This window comes from Psychrobacter sp. C 20.9 (assembly GCF_001921765.1).
Lineage (GTDB): Bacteria > Pseudomonadota > Gammaproteobacteria > Pseudomonadales > Moraxellaceae > Psychrobacter > Psychrobacter piscatorii_B.
The window spans coordinates 162,304-179,781 of sequence record NZ_MRYC01000003.1 but is presented as its reverse complement, the minus strand read 5'-3'; the positions used below and the strand labels follow the sequence as shown (position 1 = coordinate 179,781).

The window sequence follows — 17,478 nt, the reverse complement described above, 5'->3', positions numbered from 1 at the left end:
TAGTCTTATCTACTGCAAAAATATCAGATGTTATCAGTGTGAGTTAAAATAAGTCACCCCACTAACTGTCTATTTATTATCAATTTTTTCTCAAAACGCTATTCAAACAGCTAATCAGTAAATGCAGTCAACTCTTTGACCCCCGCTTCCTCATGCGCTTTAAAGGGATAACGATTCGCCATTACTATCCAATAAGATATTGATTTAAATGTCGAATATTTGCTTAGGCTATTTTCTATAGTAGCCAATTTAACCATCAAAATATCAATGTCCATCGTCACTCGTCGCACTTGCTTTGGCTCAGTCTGTCGACGTCTATTACAATCACCTTCAAGCGCTTTAAAGGTTTGCTGTAGTTGCTGCAAACTCATCGGTGTATTCAGTGCTAGATAGACACATTGATTGGTATAGTCAGGCTTTGGCTGTTCCAAGGTTGCAGTAAAATCAGGGTTTTGAAAAGCCGTAGATAGTCGTATCTCACCCAGCGCTGCCAAACTCTCTCGAGCAATCGGTAGATATTTTTCGGCTTGATAGTTACTACCCAGCGCTAACACCACCTCTACCACGGACTGCGCTTGCAGAATCTCAGGTGCGCATTGTGTTAGCGTTGCCACATTCAACTCCATCGACGCTTTATGCATCATCGGCTTGGCTGTCATTAACTTCTTTGGTAACGTCTTTAGTAGCTGACTCGTTAGTTGATGCTGGCGCATAGCGTGTTATTTGTACCCCTACCGCATCTGCTTGGGCAATAGCAGTCGGCTTGGCAATGCTCAACGTGATTTTTTGGCAGTCATATTTTGCAAATAGCTTATCAGAGATCTGACCAGCCAAATGCTCAAGCAGCTTTGCCTGAATCTCTTTGCACCACACGCTCACATCATCGCATACTTCTTTATAGCTTAGCGCATCGCTGACATCATCGGACACAGCGGCACGGCTAATGTCGGTCTCAAGCGCGATATCGATCAGTAACGGCTGAGTAATGGCGCGCTCCCAATCAAACACACCAATGACGGCTTCAACTTTTAGACCTTTTATAAATACCACATCAGACTGCGTATGAAACATGCTTCCATCCTTGTTTGCTAATTTTTGTGCGTATTTTTGATTTTTACTTAACCGATTATAAAGCCTCTTCACGGAGACGCTCAGCCTTTAACACTTTACTTGGACGATGTCGCCACAGATCAATGCTAAATAAGAGTAACCCCAACCAAATCAAACCAAATACTGCCAGACGATGTAGATCAAATGGTTCATTGTAATAAAATACCGCTAAGAAGAAAATAAAGGTCGGCGTCAGATAATTCATAAAGCTTAAGATACTATATGCGACAAGCTTGGTCGATTTATTAAATAATAAAAGCGGTATCAACGTAATCGGGCCTGCGAGCATCAGTAGCCAAATGTTTGAACTGAACCAAAAGCTTAGCTGATGGCTGACGACATCTGACTGCCAAAACCACCAAATACACAAGGGTACTAGCATGGCCGTTTCAAAAAACATAGCATCGACAGCAGTCAATGGGGTTTGCCGCTGAATGGTGCCATAAGTACTAAAGCTGAATGCTAAAATCAATGATATCCACGGCAGACTACCAAGCATCACCACTTGAATGACCACAGACAGTAGTGCAAAGCCAATGGCTACCCATTGTAGCGTGCGCAGGCGCTCTTTGAATAAAATCATCGATAAGCCAACACCTACCAATGGCCCAATAAAGTATCCCAAACTGGCCTCAAGGATACGATCATGATTGACCGCCCATACATAGGTCAGCCAGTTGGTTGCGATAATTAACCCAGAGACGAGTGACAACGCGATCCATCTTGGGTTTTGTTTGAGCGTCTCTATCCACCCCCAACGCTTGGTCGCTACCAATACAATGAGTAGGCAAAAAAACGTCCAAACAATACGGTGCCCGATAATCTCTGTTGCATCATAATTGGATAATTGCTTAAAGTATAAAGGGAAACCACCCCAGATAAAAAAGGCAACAAGGGCAGTGATAATACCGCGTCTGGTTGTGGTAATCGGGGCAACAGGTTTTTTGACGACATTTTGGGTAGTCATAGTACAGGACAACTTTTTAGAGCAAAGCGCACCCTCACCTAATTCTGATTATTATTATCAATTTAGTGGTGAAAGCGCAGGGTCACTACAGTGAAATTATAAGATAAAAAGCAATATACTCATGCCAATAGTGACATGAGTACATTGCTAACAATATTAGATTGAGCTTTTTATGGATGCTTTACAGTGCATGATCATAGGAGCGTATTGATCCGCACTCACTCATTTATTCAGCATCAGTATCCACTTGAATAGACATACCGATTTGGTTAGCCAGCTCAGCAAAACCTGGGAAGCTGGTATTGACCGTCTCAACCCCCTCAATGGTAATTTGCTCAGCAGCACGTAGACTCGCAACAGAGAAACTCATCGCAATACGGTGATCATGATGCGAGACAATGTGACCACCACCAAAGACAGGCTGGCTATTATTTATATCGCCGTTCTCAGTAGCAGTGCCTTTGCCTTCAATAATCAGCCCATCATCAGTGACGGTACAATCGATGCCAAGCGTCTGTAAACCTTCCGCCATCACGGCGATACGATCTGATTCTTTGACGCGTAGCTCTTTGGCACCAGTCAAAACAGTACGCCCTTTAGCACAGCTGGCGGCAACGAATAATACAGGGAATTCATCAATCGCTAGTGGTACTAGATGCTCTGGTATCTCAATGCCCACCAAGTTTGAGCTACGAATGGTAATGTCTGCCACTGGCTCGCCGCCAACGTGCGTCTCATTGCTTAGGCTAATATCTGCATTCATCAATTTTAGAATATCAATAACGCCAGTACGCGTCGGATTGATACCCACTTGCATCAAGGTCAGCTCGCTGTTTTGGCTAATGGCTGCTGCTACCATAAAAAACGCCGCAGATGAGATATCAGCAGGGACAGCGATATCACAGCCTTGTAGAGTACCACCACCAGTAACGCTGATTCGATTGCCTTCTACAATTACTGGATAACCAAAGGCTGATAGCATACGCTCGGTATGGTCACGGCTGATTTCAGGCTGAATGACCGTTGTCGTACCCTCGGCCCATAGACCTGCTAGCAGCAAGCAAGATTTTACCTGTGCTGATGCCACTGGCATATTATATTCGGTGCCTTGCAATGGCTTACCAGCGGTATCACGACCCGTAATGCTAAGCGGTGCCGTACCACTATGACCCGTACTTTGGATGACGGCACCCATCGTGCGTAACGGTGCAGCCACACGCTCCATCGGGCGTTTGTTTAGGCTAGTATCACCCGTTAATACGCTATCAAATGATTGCGCCGCCAAGATACCAGATAGCAGGCGCATGCTCGTGCCCGAGTTACCCATATACAAAGGCGTTTTGCTAGGCTTTAGGCCATTCATACCGACACCATGAATGGTCAAATTACCATTATCAGGGCCTTCGATGGTCACACCCATATCACGAAATGCTTGCAGCGTTGCAAGTGCATCTTCCCCTTCCAAGAATCCAGTAACGTGGGTTACGCCTGTGGCAAGACTGCCAAGCATAATGCTGCGATGCGAGATAGATTTGTCACCAGGAATGGCAATGGTGCCAGAGACAGTATTGCTAGGGGTAATATTATAAGAAGCTGACATGGCAGAAGTATCCGTATAAGGGGTGCTGGCTAACATATGGCCAAAATGTCGCCGTGCGGCTTGCGCTCGGCCCAAAAGTCCCATCAGGGCGGTTGAATCTTTATCAATGATGAGCTGGCGCATGCTTTGCAGATAGGCACCATACTCATCGAGTGCGCTCACAATGGCGCTTTGGTTGGCAAAAAATATATCATGCCACATCTTGGGATCGCTTGCGGCAATGCGGGTAAAATCACGGAAACCGCCAGCAGCGTAACGAAACATATCTAAATTATCATCATGGCTTGCTAGTTGCTCAACCAAGTTGAAGGCAAGCAAATGCGGCAAATGGCTGGTATGCGCCAATATACGATCATGATGACCTGCATCCATCGATATGACATTTGCACCCACTGATTCCCACAATAGTCGCAACTTAGTAATCGCGACATTGCTTGTGGTAGCTAGCTCACAGATGATGACACTATGATTGACAAATAAACTGGCGCGTCTGGCATGATACCCTGAATTTTCAGCCCCAGCAATTGGATGCGCGGGCACTAGACCTACCGGCAACAAACCAAACACCGCTTTGGCCGCGTCAATGATATTGACTTTGGTACTACAGACATCGGTTAAGATACAGTCAGCGGCAAGCTGTCCGTTATCCATTGCCTGTTTGATATCTACAAACACTGCTTGTACTGCCTGTACAGGCACTGCAATGATGATTAAATCACTACCGCTTATGACGTCTTGTAGGTTTGCACTACCAGCATCAAGCAGACCATGCTCGATAGCTTCTGTAATACTTGGTGCATGACTATCGACTGCGACCAGACGCTCACTTAAGCCATTATCTTTAATAGCTTGCGCGAAGCTAGCACCAATGAGCCCAAGTCCAATCACACAAACTTGTTCGAATATAGGTCGATGCATATTTAAAGAGGGCTGAAGATTGTTTTTTTTCTGACGACTCACGGCTTTTCTCGTTGAACGCGCTCGGATAAATTTCGGTAAATCCCAGCGTTATATAAGTTAATGGCTAGTTAAGATCACTTCTTACTAAATAATACCTTTGATCAAAACATATCGATGGATGTGATGAGGACATGTCCCTATTTTAAAAATGGTGATAAACGTTTGAATTGGGGACATGCTCTAGTCTTCACTGAGAATAGAACGCAAAGTATCAATCAAACGTAAATTGTCCTCAGCCACACCTACCGTAATGCGTAACCAGTTTGGCAGCCCATAAGCGCCCAATGGCCGAACAATAACGCCTTGCTTAAGGAGTGCTTGATGGATTGAAGCGGCAGTTATATCTTCCATCTCAACCTGCACTTCAACCATAATGAAATTGGCATGCGACTTCACAAAACCCAACCCCAATGTATCAAACTGCTTTTCTAACCAACGCATTTGCTCATCATTCATCTGGCGCGTTTTTTCGATAAAATCTTGATCAGCAAGTGCTGCAGCGGCAGCAGCTAGGCCTACACGGCTGACATTGAATGGCTGACGAATTCGGTTCAATAACTCTGCAACAGCTACTGAGCTTAAGGCATAGCCCACACGTAAACCTGCCAGCCCATAAGCTTTAGAAAACGTACGCACAATGATGACATTATCAAACTCATCTAACAATGCGCGGTTGTTACTCTCAGGCCTATACTCGATATAAGCTTCATCCAATACAACCAAGACTGAGCTTGGCACACTGGCAACGAACTGGCGCAGCTCTTTTTGCTCTAACTGCGTACCCGTTGGATTGTTGGGATTGGCAATAAAGACGATTTTGGTATTGGGATTATCTTGGACTGCTTGACTCATGGCTTTTAGGTCATGACCAAAACGATGAGCAGGCACCTCAACATCCATCGCGCCTTGCATCTTTGCCAGCATAGAGTAGACCACAAATGCATACTGACTATAGACGATAGCATCATCAGCACCCACAAAACTACGTGCCAAAATATCGAGCAAATCATCAGAGCCATTGCCAAGCGTAATCTGCTCGACCTTGACATCATTAAAGTCAGCCAACGCTTGCTTCAGATAATAGCCATTGCCATCAGGATAACGTGATAATTGACCCAGTTGCTCAGTGACCGCTAGCGTCACTCGCGGCGAGCACCCCATCGGGTTCTCATTGCTAGCCAGCTTCACCACATCTGAGACACCATATTCGCGCGTCAGCTCTTCAATTGGTTTACCTGTCTGATAAGGTGCCAACGCCAGAATACTGTCATAAGCTGGCGTTAATGGCGATAGGTTTGATGCTGTCAATTGATCAGGCTGCATGGTTTATCCTTGGAGGTTATCACTAAATGCGATCGCCCATCTATTAGGTGTCAATCTCGATAGATAAACAAGCTAATAGATGAGCCAATATATTTCTACAATACTGCTTTTGGATACGAGCCTAAGATGCGCAGATCTTTTACCAATGGGCGAATATCGTTGATAGCGGCGCTAACATTTGGATCATTGATATGACCGTTCATATCAATAAAGAACACATATGCCCACTTATTAGGACGCTCAGGACGTGTCTCGATACTGGTCATCGAGACGCCATGATATGACAAAGGTTTCAAGATTTCGATCAATGCACCAGCTCTGTCATGTGCTGAGACCACGATGGAGGTTTTGTCTTGACCAGAAGGCGCAATGGCCTCATGTCCGATGATAAGGAAACGGGTGGTGTTGCTTGGATTGTCTTCAATGTTTGAGTAAAGCTTATGCAAGCCGTACTCTGCAACCGCAACGTCGCCAGCGATTGCTGCTGAATGCCATTCGTTTTTGAGGCGACGCGCCGCTTCACCATTGCTTGATACCGCAACGCGCTCTACATTAGGGAAATTCACATCTAGCCAATGACGACACTGCGCCAATGACTGCTGGTGCGAATAAATACGGCTCAAACCATCAAGCTTAGTATGCTCAGCGACCAAGAAGTTTTGATGAATAGGTAGTTCAACTTCACCAATAATTTTTAGCGTAGAAGATAAAAATCCGTCCAAAGTATGATTGACCACCCCTTCTGAAGAGTTTTCGACAGGGACAACGCCATACATCGCAGTCCCTGCTTCAACCTCACGGAATACATCGGTAATGGTCGTCATTGGCACGGTATCAGCAGCTTTACCAAAATGCTTTAATGCAGCGGCATGGGTAAAGGTGCCAACTGGTCCTAAAAAGGCAATACGCTGCGGCGCTTCTAAGTCTAAACATACCGACATAATCTCACGGAACAAACGTGCCATCTTTTCGTCAGCGATTGGACCCGTATTGCGCTCCATGACCGCTTTTAGCACCTGTGCTTCACGCTCAGGACGATAAAAGATAGGATTGATATTGTCATCAGCAGCCGTGTGGTTTTTCTTTACCGCTGCCACTTGTTGCGCCAGCTTGGCACGGTTATTGATGAGTATTTGGATTTCGCAGTCGACCGCATCAATGTTTTGGCGAATATTATCTAAAAATTCTTTTTCAGTTGCGGTGTCGCTAGCGCCTGCGGCGGTTTGATTTAGATTATCCATGGTTTGTTCTGGTGACTGCTCGCTCATTACCGCCCATCCTTTTTAGATTTTATCACTGTTAGGTATTACTAATATTTAGATATGAATATCTGCTAAATTTTACTGTGTTTTTTAAATGCTTCGACTATCTCTATATACCGATAGTGCTTAAGAGTGTCATTATGAAGTCATTGGTAAATAGCGGTCAATGACCAAAACTATTTTGACCATCATCCAAAAACAGTCTATCAGAAACATCGCGCGTCATTGGCGTTCTCTGGTATTACTGCTATATTGGTCGCCAAGTACATAAGACCAACGGATGACCGGCTCTACTATAGCAAAAACTAAGGTCAGTGCCCATTCGTAAATAGTGATAAGCCAGCAAATTATTATTAATATTATCACAGTTAAGTGATATGACAGTGGCGCATAGCACAACTATGAGCAAACACACGTAGAAAACTGTGTTACAGTTTCCATTCAGCTCCCTACCCTGCGATATATAAGAGGAGCACCACATCATTAATAAGAAAAAGGATATCTAATGAGCGCATTACAACAATTACGTACCATGACGACCATTGTCGCTGATACTGGCGACCTTGCTGCTATTGCCCGACTAAAACCTATCGATGCGACCACCAATCCAAGCCTCATCACCAAAGCCCTCATTCATCCTGATAACCAAGGTATGCTATCAGAAACAATGAGCCGCCATAATGGCGATGTAGATGCAGTGATTGACGCCCTGACCATTCAAGTTGGTTGTGATATTTTGGCGCTTATTGAAGGGCGCGTTTCTACCGAAGTCGATGCGCGTTTGTCTTACGATACTGGGGCGACGATCGATAAGGCCCTTGAGTTTATGGACGCTTATCAAAAAGCTGGCATCGACTCAGAGCGAGTATTGATCAAAATGGCAGCAACTTGGCAGGGAATTGAAGCGGCGCGTTATCTTGAAACTCAAGGCATCCACTGCAATTTGACCCTATTATTTGGTCAGCATCAAGCAATCGCCTGCGCAGATGCGGGCGTGACGCTCATCTCTCCTTTTGTAGGGCGTATTTTAGATTGGCAAAAACGCCAGCAAAACCGCCAAAATGTACCGGCTCCTGAGGATATGGGCGTACAATCTGTCAAACTTATTTACCAATACTACAAGCAGCATGGCTATCATACGCAAGTCATGGGGGCGAGTTTCCGCTCAACTGAGCAGATATTGGCACTCGCAGGTTGCGATTTGTTGACCATTGCACCCAACCTAATCGATGAGCTGGCAGCCATGGATATTGATGTGCCTCGTCAGTTATCGCCGAGCATAGCCATGGATATGCAAGCGATGAGCCAAGTGAGCTTGACGCATGAAGAGTTCAGCGCGGCCTATCAGCAAGACACAGTCACACAAGACCTATTACCAAAAGGTATTGATGGTTTTATTGGGGCACGTGATGAGCTGGCGAAGACGCTAGCGGCCATTCGCGGGCAATAAACGAGGCACGATAAGCACTCATCTGGCACAAAAGATATTTGCCTGCCCACAGTAAGTTGGCTATCATGAGCGACTTTAGATAACAAGAAGCAAGGCTTAAGTATGAAACGGCTATCAATGTTATTGGCAGGCAGTGTTTTAGTGACCAGCGCCCATGCGGTCAATTGGGTCGAGGTAACCGAGAGCGACTCTGGATCGACGTTTAGCTTAGATGTAGACTCTATCGAACATTCTGACATCAGCATCATAGACGAAAAAGACGTCGAAAACATCACTGTCTCTTTGCTAAGAACCTATCCTACGCAAAAAGATAAGAGCACAGTGAAAGAAAAACCCATCCATCATAGCGATCAGCAATTACTGATTTCTTGTAAAGATTTCAGTTACTATAAAAGAGCTTACGTCGATTATAGCGCTGATAATAAAGTCATTAAGTCGTGGCAATCAGAAAAGCCTATACTGACCACCAAAGACTTTAAGATCACCACACCAAAGACCGTTGGTCGCACGCTGATCGAATATGCCTGTAAAAGCTATGAGCAAAACAAATCGTAGTATCATTAGACTCACCACAAAAAAAGCGCCCTGATTATTTTCAGGGCGCTTTTTTATATTCTATAAATTTTCTTGAACGATCAGACTTACGCCTTTAGTACCGTATAGACAGGTACTGGGAACTCGCCATGTAGCTCAACCAAATCTAATAAAACTAATGCGCCGACCACAGTATGATCGGCTGACTGGCATAACTCATAAGCGGTCGTCAATGTGCCTCCAGTCGCCAAGATATCATCGACCAGTAGTACGCGTTCAGGTGGCAAGTTGTTTTGCATCTCAAGCGTGTCTTTGCCATACTCAAGCGCATATGCTTTATTAGCGACAGGTGGTGGTAGCTTACCTGGTTTACGTAGTAAAATCATACCCTTACCCAAACGTCCTGCCAGCATACTGGCAAATACAAACCCGCGCGCCTCAACAGCCCCTAAGCAATCCACCTCATCCATCAGCCCCTCTGGCAATGCAGCAAGCAGCGCATCAATGACAGCATCAATATGACTGCGCAGTAACGGAGTAATATCATAAAAATCAATGCCGACTTTTGGAAAGTCTGGTACTGTGCGAATAATCTGCCAAAACGGATGGTCAGTATTGAGCATTGGAGTCGTCTCATTTTCGGTAGTGGCAGATGTGGCGGCGTTAATACTCATGAAAACCCTTAGCTTGTATATGTTATATGGCTTGGACAATAATTAGACACTGATAGATCAGCAGGCAATTATGGCTAACAGTGTCAATTTAGCGACCGTTATTATAGCATGATTGGCTTTTTTGTGGCGGCTTATAGCCCAAGATCGTACTTCGCTTCGGTACAATGGTATAGATGATGGACTTGATAAAAGCCAATTTCATCTCAATATACAAGTGTAAACTTAACTATGAAAATAACGGTTATATGCTAAACTACGTGCGCTTTTACCGTCTAATATAATGACTGTAATACGAAATATAAGCGTTTATGACGCACTGTGACACTGGTAATGATCGATAGGACTATTTATGAAACGTTATGAATGTATTGTCTGCGGCTGGATCTATGACGAAGCGCTTGGCTGCCCTGAAGAAGGTATTGCCCCTGGCACCAAATGGGAAGACATCCCTGATGACTGGACCTGCCCTGAGTGCGGTGTCGGCAAGCTTGATTTTGAGATGCTTGAGCTGTAGTCGTTGACTCTCTAATTAGGACACTTCATGACAACATCGAATGACATTAATAGTGCCAAATTGCCGGAAACGTCAGATACCAGTTTAGACAATACTCTAGACTTTTACCCTACTCCTGAATGGCGACGGTTTGGGGAGCATCAGTGGCGCGGCTCCGATCTTAGCCAACACCTTCATCAAGCGATGATTGATATTGGTGATGGTATAGAGTTGTGTGTCGAAGCGGGTGGCAACCCTAATAATCCGCCCCTACTGATGATCATGGGACTAGGTTCGCAAATGATATTTTGGCCAGACAATTTTATTAAGCGCTTTATTGATGCTGGTTTTTTTGTGATCCGTTTTGACAATCGTGATATCGGCCTGTCTTCTAAAGTACAGATCGAGGGCCTACCGCGTATCAACCAGCTCAAAATGATGGTACGCCTACAAACGGGTCTATCGAACAAAAGCACTCAGGTGGCTTATAACTTGACTGACATGGCAGAAGACACCGCCCGGTTGATCAAGGCGCTCAAGCTTGGCAAAACGCATCTGCTTGGTGCCTCTATGGGCGGGATGATTGCTCAAATTGTGGCGGCACGTTATCCAAGCTTGGTGCAGCGTATGGCGCTTATGTTTACCACGACCAATCGAGCATTTTTAAAACCGCCAAGACCTAAGCAGCTATACACCCTTATCAATCGTCCAGAGAGCCACTCTGAGCGTGATATCGTACGCCATAGTGTCTGGTTTATGAAAACGGTTGGCACACCAGGTCACGTCAATGTGCGCATGGTGCGTGAAATTGCCAAAATTCGCTATCAACGCAATTTTCACCCACTCGGTACGGTGCAGCAGCTCAATGCTATCTTGGCGTCAGGCTCTATCAGTCGCTTTAGTAAGCAAGTCAAAGCACCAACGATTGTCTTACATGGTAGCGCTGACGGACTACTACCGGCGTCACAAGGTCGAGTGGTGGCAAAAACCATTCCTAATGCCAAGTTTCATTTAATCGAAGGTATGGCGCATGATATTCCAGAATATTATCAGCCTTATATGGTCGATTTGATTAGCAATCATTTGTTAGAAAAATAGCTATTCGCCTATAGTCACACTAGCCATAAAAAAGAGTGTAAACCCTATCGATAACGAATAGGGTTTACACTCTTTTTCGTTGTATACCAATTATAGATTATGGATATAACGCTAATCGCAGCTGACACCTGTGCCTTCTTTATTGATACACATTTTATTGCCGTTTTTTAAATTGCCGATCCATGCCTTACCACCTGTAAATACAAATGAGGGTTGACCCTTATAATTATCATCAGTTAATACCCCATCACTAGTGAAGCGAAAAGGAATCACTAGCTCACCGCCCAGATTAACAAAGCCCCACTCCTCTCCGATACGAACGCCCGCTAATCCTTCAGAGAATGGACGGACTTCATCGAACGAATAGGTAATCATCGTGACGTCGTTGTCGTCAACGAAGCCCCATTTTCTATCTTGCTGACGTGATTGTAATGTCGTAAAACGTGTAGGTGCAGGTTGTCTTGATTGTGATGACGTATTGTTAGTAGAAGCTGTGGATTTTTTAGCCGATTGACTACTATCCTGAGCATTTGGATCACGCGTTGCATTACCATTTTTATCTAACCAACTTATCGCACTGTTTTTACGGACGCGCGCTCTCCCATTACGATAATCATCGATATCGTCAATCGATGCTGAAAACGAGACAACCGTGCTGTTGGAGGTATTGATAACACCGTAGTTACCATCTTTTTTTACGACGATACGTCCTTCAGATACTGGACGCGCCCACCCTTGATTTCCTGTGAGCATATCGTACATTGCAGGCACGACTTCGCGTCCCTGCATATTGAGATAACCGACCCGACTGTTGCGCAATACAGGTAGTAGCCCGCCCGATATCTTGTCGGCATCGACTTTCTGATAGCGTGATAAATCAACGACCCTTTTACCTTTGCTGTCAATCAGAGCGACTGGCGCACCAAAATCTTTGATTGCTAAAAAATAGCCGCTAGTAGACGTACAAGAGACGTTTTTATAGTAGCTTTTGGGGAGCTTGCAACTGGCCGCTTGTGCGCTAGGCATTAAAAAAAATGCACTAGAGACGATACCTATCGCAAAGCTAAATTGCGATATTTTTAGAGGCAAACAAGAGGTCACATTTGGTTGTATTTTTGACATAAAATGTCGGAGCATAAGCAAACCTAGGCAAATAATATAGATTGTTTGATATAGCGGTTGATGACTGGTGATTTTATGAGTACTAGACTAACAAATTGCAATATCAGAGCCAATATCATTCCTGTAAGGATGTGACTCGATTATATAAGCGCTGTTGTACAAGCATTATTGTGTGAGTAAGGTCACAAGATGGTTCTACTGCCTACGAGACTTTTTCTTACTATTTGGTTTAATAAATTATCTACAGCAACGATCTATCTAATAACCAGAATAAATTTTGGTTTTGCCATTTTATTTTTTGCTTAAAACCACGACAATAGGGCTTTGGCTAACCCTCACATTGGTCTAGGACCATAAGAATAATAATATAAGGACGTTTTATGGCGACTGCTTCTTCACGCGCTGCCCCTATTGGCCTAGTTATCGGTTGTATTATCTTCGGGCTGGGCAGTCTGATTGTCGCTCACGTCGATATCGGTGGCTGGGCGATGTCATTTTGGCGACTGGCCATTTCAGGTATTGTCTTTGCGATTTTAGCCAAGGTGATGCGCCAACAGATGCCACAATCAAAACGTGCTATTTTTTATGGTTTATTGTCAGGTGCATTTTTAGGATTAGACTTGGCGCTTTGGCACGAGAGCATTTACGCTGTGGGTCCTGGTATTTCGACCCTACTCAATAGCTTACAAATCTTCTTTTTAGCTGCCATTGGTTTTTTATATTTCAATGAGCGCCAATCTATCGTGCAGATCATCAGTTTATTTTTAGCGATGCTGGGCGTTGCAATGATAGGCAGTCCTGAATTTGCACACAATTCAGCGGCCACTTGGGGATTTATCACGGGTATTGTGTCAGGAGCAATGCTAGCCGCGTCGATGACTTTTATTCGAAAGACACATGATACCGAACCGACACCGATATTTATGCTGATGCAGCTGATTAGTATCGGTGGCGTCTTAGCCATGATTGTGCCTATGTTTATATTCGATACAGGTCATATCTTGCCCAACACATGGTCTGAGATTGGTTGGGTGCTTATCTACGGCACAGTGATGCAGTGTTTGGCATGGGGTCTGATTGCTTATTCTATTCCTAAGTTGTCTCTGGCATTGACGGGTCTGTTATTGTTAACTGAACCCATCGCCGCTTTGGTTATTGACTATAGCTGGCTGGACAAACCTATCAATGGCTTACAATGGGGCGGCGCCTTGTTAACCATGTTTGCTATTTATTTAGGGTCACTAAAACCAAAACCACGCGCCCTACGCCGCTATCAATTTTTTTCAAGGTTTTATAAGCGAGACTATAAGTAATTAAGTAATATTGATACGATTACTTAAACTGCCATTCAACAAAAAGCGCCCATGCTACAGATAGCATGGGCGCTTTTTTTTAAAGGATATATGCTTTTACTATTTTTATTCGATAGACTCAAACTTTAATCTTATCAGCATTACTTATTTAACGTCAGAACTTTTATTAAATAAAGCATTCAACACGATAGCGGCTAAAGTGGCAGTACCAATACCACCCAAATCAAAACCACCTAAGTGCAAGCTAAAGTTACCTGTACCCATGATTACGGTCACTGCCGCGATGATCAGATTGCTGTTTTTACTAAAATCAATGTGGCTGTCGATCCAGATTTTTATCCCAGCGATCGTGATCAGACCGAAAACGACGATAGAAGCGCCGCCCAATAAAGCCGCTGGTATCGTTTGGATAATGGCACCAAATTTTGGTGATAACCCTAATATAATAGCGACCATACCTGCGACGACAAATATCGTTGTGCTATATACTTTGGTGACCGCCATCACCCCGATGTTTTCAGCATAGGTAGTCACACCTGTACCGCCAAATCCTGCTGAGAAAGTCGTTGCCAAGCCATCGGCAAAAAATGCTCGGCCCATATAAGGGGTCACGCGAGACTTAGTCATACCTTCCACTGCCTTAAAGTGACCTAAGTTTTCAGCGACCAAAATAAAGGCGACAGGCGCAATGAGAATAATAGCGCTCATCTCAAAGCGTGGGGTATGGATGCTGGGCAGACCAAACCATGCAGCCGCAGCGACTGCGCTAAAATCAATTGCCGTCCCAAAACCTAGGATATTGGTCATCACAAAATAAGCGATGTATGATAATACCAAACCCACGAGTAGCAGCAAACGACGTAACATGCCACGGGTAAATACCGCCACTCCACTGATGAGTAGTACGGTCAACGTAGCCATCCAAGCATCAAACTGATTGGCAGATACGCCCTGAATAGTGACTGGTGCCAAATTAAGACCAATAATCATGACAATAGCACCGGTGACGATAGGCGGCATCAAGCGCTCAATCCAGCCAGTGCCTGTTTTCATCACCAGCAGGCCAATCAGCGCATAAATGATACCGCAGGCCATGATACCGCCTAGCGCGACATTCAAATTGGCATTGAACCCTGCCCCTGCATACGCAGTTACCGCAATCACTGGACCAATAAAAGCAAAGCTTGATCCCAAGTAGCTTGGCATACGCCCACCAGTGATCATAAAAAACATCACCGTACAGATACCAGACATCAAAATGGCTAAGTTAGGGTCAAATCCCATCAATAATGGCGCAAGGACGGTCGCACCAAACATGGCAAATGTATGTTGTATACCAAGTAATACACTCTTTGACGGTGGCAGATAATCATTGATACCCACTGGATCACGATCCAAATCACCTTTGTAAGGTCGCCATGTCGGAAACCAGCGACCATTTTCAAAATCTGGATTGTGCGGATAACTGATGGCTGCTGAATCAATACCTGCAGCTTCCAATGCATTGTGAGCTGACTGATTTTGAGCGCTGTTGTCTGAAGCTGATGATGGGTCTTTTTGAGATGGCATGCGCGCGTGTCCTATGTGAGCTGAGGTAATAGGCTAAAATAATGGAAAAAGTAAAAATGGTGCGAAATTGGGAGGATAGTAGCGAACGCGATAGAAGTCGTAAACAATATAAATAAGCACTATCGTCTTCTATCGATAATATGTCATCCCAATTCATTCATTTATGTTGTAATATGACAAACCAAAAGTATTATTTGGTATGATAGCCAGTTCTTGGCTGGTTGTATTAGATCACTATGTATAACCAAAGATACTGTATGATCAAAAGTACGTTTGCTCTTCTACCAACCAGCCTATTTAATAGCGATATTGACTTACAGGATGTTACATAGTCGTTGACTCCGAGCATGATAGCGGAGTTTCAAAACAAATAAAAGTGATTATTCAGTCACCATCTGTACTCTTTAATAGCAATATTTTTATAGACGGTCGCTCACAAGTCTTCTGTAGTGGGCCTTGAGAGTGACGACTGCCTATTATATTTTCAATAAAAGCGCTCAAGGCAATTATCACAATTGTTCAAGCCTTTGAATTTTCGGTAACTCATTATGATTAGTATTTTTGATTTATTTAAAATCGGCATTGGTCCATCGAGCTCACATACAGTGGGACCAATGGTGGCAGCCAATTTATTTTTAGCCTCATTGACCAAGCAAATGGAACTGACGGCTATCGCAAAGATTGAAATCGAGCTTTATGGCTCTTTGGCGGCGACAGGAAAAGGGCACGCAACAGATACTGCCATATTGTTAGGGTTACTTGGTCATACACCTAGCACCATCGATACACGTATGACCAGCAGCTATCTTTCTCCTATTTTTTCTGGCAAGACATTAAATGTGTCAGGTATTCACACGATTGCATTTGATACAGAGCAGGATATTTATTGGTACGACGATACTGTCCTGCCCTATCACCCTAACGCACTGACGCTCCGTGCTATATCGACTGACGGTACTCGTTATCAGCAGACCTACTATTCGATTGGTGGTGGTTTTGTCATCAATGAAGAAGATGCCACCGATCCAGATGAAGATCATGCCAGCCCAACGATCGATAGCGTTCCTTATCCTTTTAATAATGCAGCAGAACTACTAGAACAATGTCGTCAGTATGATTTGAGCATCAGCGAATTAGTACTGGCCAATGAATGCCACTTCCATGACAAAGAAGAAGTATTTGCCTACCTAGATAGCATTTGGGAGGTCATGCAAGATTGTGTTAAGCAAGGCTGTGAAAATGGCGGTATTTTGCCAGGCGGCTTGGATGTCAAACGCCGCGCACAAGATTTGCACAGGCAATTGTCTGCGGAAAAAGACCAACCTATCACCAAAACTGATAAATTAGCCGCCATGGATTGGGTAGACTTGTACGCGCTCGCCGTCAATGAAGAAAACGCCAATGGCGGCAAAGTTGTGACCGCACCCACCAATGGTGCAGCAGGTATCATTCCTGCAGTATTGCACTACTATCGTGATTTTTTACCTAACTATAGCCAAGATGGTGTCCGCAAATTTTTATTGAACGCCACCGCTATCGGTAGCCTAATCAAGCAAAACGCCTCAATCTCTGGTGCTGAAGTCGGCTGCCAAGGCGAGGTTGGATCGGCATGTGCGATGGCAGGTTCTGCATTAGCAGAGATCATGAATGGGACACCAGCTAAATGCTTAAATGCGGCAGAAATTGGTATTGAGCATAATTTAGGTCTAACCTGCGACCCTATTGGTGGTCTAGTGCAGGTGCCTTGTATCGAACGCAATGCCATGGGGGCGGTCAAAGCTATCAACGCAGCACGTCTAGCCTGTAGAGGAAATGGCCAGCACTTCGTCTCTTTGGATAAGGCTATAGAAACCATGAAGCAGACAGGTGCTGATATGTCTGATAAATATAAAGAGACCGCTCGTGGTGGCCTAGCTGTCTATGCTGATAATAGAATTCCTACTGCGACGCGCGGCGTTAGTGTTAACTACAGTCAATGTTAATGTAATTGATAAATGTTACCT

At 44.4% G+C, this 17,478-nt stretch carries 15 protein-coding genes; 6 read left to right on the top strand and 9 right to left on the bottom strand.

What is annotated here, in order from left to right:
• Nucleotides 1-110: 110 nt before the first annotated feature.
• The 6 genes from BTW00_RS03250 to pheA all read right to left on the bottom strand — a co-directional run bounded on the left by BTW00_RS03250 (nt 111) and on the right by pheA (nt 7,228).
• Nucleotides 111-659 carry a 2-amino-4-hydroxy-6-hydroxymethyldihydropteridine diphosphokinase gene (locus BTW00_RS03250; protein ID WP_256713983.1) on the bottom strand — a complete coding sequence of 183 codons (549 nt, stop codon included), beginning with the start codon at nt 657-659 and terminating at the stop codon, nt 111-113.
• Nucleotides 634-1,071, bottom strand: a complete 438-nt coding sequence (gene folB / locus BTW00_RS03245; protein WP_075106195.1) for a dihydroneopterin aldolase — start codon at nt 1,069-1,071, stop codon at nt 634-636. The genes BTW00_RS03250 and folB overlap by 26 nt, the downstream gene beginning before the upstream one ends.
• Before the next feature lie 55 nt (nt 1,072-1,126).
• Nucleotides 1,127-2,077 carry an EamA family transporter RarD gene (gene rarD, locus BTW00_RS03240; RefSeq protein ID WP_075106194.1) on the bottom strand — a complete coding sequence of 317 codons (951 nt, stop codon included), beginning with the start codon at nt 2,075-2,077 and terminating at the stop codon, nt 1,127-1,129.
• A 226-nt stretch (nt 2,078-2,303) separates the two neighbouring features.
• Nucleotides 2,304-4,595 (bottom strand): bifunctional prephenate dehydrogenase/3-phosphoshikimate 1-carboxyvinyltransferase, encoded by a 2,292-nt coding sequence (locus BTW00_RS03235; RefSeq protein WP_075106230.1) that lies wholly within the window; start codon nt 4,593-4,595, stop codon nt 2,304-2,306.
• Between the two features lie 222 nt (nt 4,596-4,817).
• Entirely contained in the window at nt 4,818-5,960 is a 1,143-nt protein-coding gene (gene hisC, locus BTW00_RS03230) for a histidinol-phosphate transaminase (protein ID WP_075106193.1), read from the bottom strand.
• 95 nt (nt 5,961-6,055) lie between these two features.
• On the bottom strand, nt 6,056-7,228 hold the full coding sequence (gene pheA, locus BTW00_RS03225; protein WP_075106192.1) for a prephenate dehydratase: 1,173 nt from the start codon (nt 7,226-7,228) through the stop codon (nt 6,056-6,058).
• 499 nt (nt 7,229-7,727) lie between these two features.
• Between pheA and BTW00_RS03220 the strand changes: the two genes are divergently transcribed.
• Nucleotides 7,728-8,672 carry a transaldolase gene (locus tag BTW00_RS03220; RefSeq protein ID WP_075106191.1) on the top strand — a complete coding sequence of 315 codons (945 nt, stop codon included), beginning with the start codon at nt 7,728-7,730 and terminating at the stop codon, nt 8,670-8,672.
• 102 nt (nt 8,673-8,774) lie between these two features.
• Nucleotides 8,775-9,227 carry a surface-adhesin E family protein gene (locus BTW00_RS03215; RefSeq protein ID WP_075106190.1) on the top strand — a complete coding sequence of 151 codons (453 nt, stop codon included), beginning with the start codon at nt 8,775-8,777 and terminating at the stop codon, nt 9,225-9,227.
• An 86-nt stretch (nt 9,228-9,313) separates the two neighbouring features.
• On the opposite strand, the gene BTW00_RS03210 is transcribed toward BTW00_RS03215, so the two are convergent.
• Nucleotides 9,314-9,880, bottom strand: coding sequence for an adenine phosphoribosyltransferase (locus BTW00_RS03210; RefSeq protein WP_083328800.1), 567 nt, complete (start codon nt 9,878-9,880; stop codon nt 9,314-9,316).
• A gap of 349 nt (nt 9,881-10,229) precedes the next feature.
• Here BTW00_RS03210 and BTW00_RS03205 point away from each other — a divergent pair, with 349 nt between their 5' ends.
• Complete coding sequence (locus tag BTW00_RS03205) at nt 10,230-10,394, top strand: rubredoxin (protein WP_057759803.1); 165 nt, start codon at nt 10,230-10,232, stop codon at nt 10,392-10,394.
• 27 nt (nt 10,395-10,421) lie between these two features.
• The gene (locus BTW00_RS03200; protein ID WP_075106189.1) at nt 10,422-11,471 is read left to right on the top strand and encodes an alpha/beta fold hydrolase; all 1,050 of its coding nucleotides are present in this window, start codon (nt 10,422-10,424) and stop codon (nt 11,469-11,471) included.
• A 111-nt stretch (nt 11,472-11,582) separates the two neighbouring features.
• Here the strand turns inward: BTW00_RS03200 and BTW00_RS03195 are convergent, their stop codons facing one another.
• Nucleotides 11,583-12,593, bottom strand: coding sequence for a WG repeat-containing protein (locus BTW00_RS03195; RefSeq protein WP_256713982.1), 1,011 nt, complete (start codon nt 12,591-12,593; stop codon nt 11,583-11,585).
• A 380-nt stretch (nt 12,594-12,973) separates the two neighbouring features.
• On the opposite strand from BTW00_RS03195, the gene BTW00_RS03190 reads away from it, so the two are divergent.
• Nucleotides 12,974-13,906: a DMT family transporter gene (locus tag BTW00_RS03190; protein WP_075106187.1), complete on the top strand. Its 933-nt coding sequence runs from the start codon at nt 12,974-12,976 to the stop codon at nt 13,904-13,906.
• 144 nt (nt 13,907-14,050) lie between these two features.
• Here the strand turns inward: BTW00_RS03190 and BTW00_RS03185 are convergent, their stop codons facing one another.
• The gene (locus BTW00_RS03185; RefSeq protein WP_075106186.1) at nt 14,051-15,475 is read right to left on the bottom strand and encodes a solute carrier family 23 protein; all 1,425 of its coding nucleotides are present in this window, start codon (nt 15,473-15,475) and stop codon (nt 14,051-14,053) included.
• A gap of 548 nt (nt 15,476-16,023) precedes the next feature.
• Between BTW00_RS03185 and BTW00_RS03180 the strand changes: the two genes are divergently transcribed.
• The gene (locus BTW00_RS03180; RefSeq protein WP_058024289.1) at nt 16,024-17,457 is read left to right on the top strand and encodes an L-serine ammonia-lyase; all 1,434 of its coding nucleotides are present in this window, start codon (nt 16,024-16,026) and stop codon (nt 17,455-17,457) included.
• Nucleotides 17,458-17,478 lie beyond the last annotated feature (21 nt).

Bases quoted from the DNA above. Each gene is read 5' to 3' on its own strand.
- BTW00_RS03215 (WP_075106190.1), top strand. From the start codon at position 8,775: ATGAAACGGCTATCAATGTTATTGGCAGGCAGTGTTTTAGTGACCAGC.
- BTW00_RS03180 (WP_058024289.1), top strand. From the start codon at position 16,024: ATGATTAGTATTTTTGATTTATTTAAAATCGGCATTGGTCCATCGAGC.
- rarD (WP_075106194.1), bottom strand. From the start codon at position 2,077: ATGACTACCCAAAATGTCGTCAAAAAACCTGTTGCCCCGATTACCACA.
- BTW00_RS03205 (WP_057759803.1), top strand. From the start codon at position 10,230: ATGAAACGTTATGAATGTATTGTCTGCGGCTGGATCTATGACGAAGCG.
- BTW00_RS03235 (WP_075106230.1), bottom strand. From the start codon at position 4,595: ATGCATCGACCTATATTCGAACAAGTTTGTGTGATTGGACTTGGGCTC.
- hisC (WP_075106193.1), bottom strand. From the start codon at position 5,960: ATGCAGCCTGATCAATTGACAGCATCAAACCTATCGCCATTAACGCCA.
- BTW00_RS03220 (WP_075106191.1), top strand. From the start codon at position 7,728: ATGAGCGCATTACAACAATTACGTACCATGACGACCATTGTCGCTGAT.
- BTW00_RS03190 (WP_075106187.1), top strand. From the start codon at position 12,974: ATGGCGACTGCTTCTTCACGCGCTGCCCCTATTGGCCTAGTTATCGGT.
- BTW00_RS03185 (WP_075106186.1), bottom strand. From the start codon at position 15,475: ATGCCATCTCAAAAAGACCCATCATCAGCTTCAGACAACAGCGCTCAA.
- BTW00_RS03250 (WP_256713983.1), bottom strand. From the start codon at position 659: ATGACAGCCAAGCCGATGATGCATAAAGCGTCGATGGAGTTGAATGTG.
- BTW00_RS03210 (WP_083328800.1), bottom strand. From the start codon at position 9,880: ATGAGTATTAACGCCGCCACATCTGCCACTACCGAAAATGAGACGACT.
- folB (WP_075106195.1), bottom strand. From the start codon at position 1,071: ATGTTTCATACGCAGTCTGATGTGGTATTTATAAAAGGTCTAAAAGTT.
- BTW00_RS03195 (WP_256713982.1), bottom strand. From the start codon at position 12,593: ATGTCAAAAATACAACCAAATGTGACCTCTTGTTTGCCTCTAAAAATA.
- pheA (WP_075106192.1), bottom strand. From the start codon at position 7,228: ATGAGCGAGCAGTCACCAGAACAAACCATGGATAATCTAAATCAAACC.
- BTW00_RS03200 (WP_075106189.1), top strand. From the start codon at position 10,422: ATGACAACATCGAATGACATTAATAGTGCCAAATTGCCGGAAACGTCA.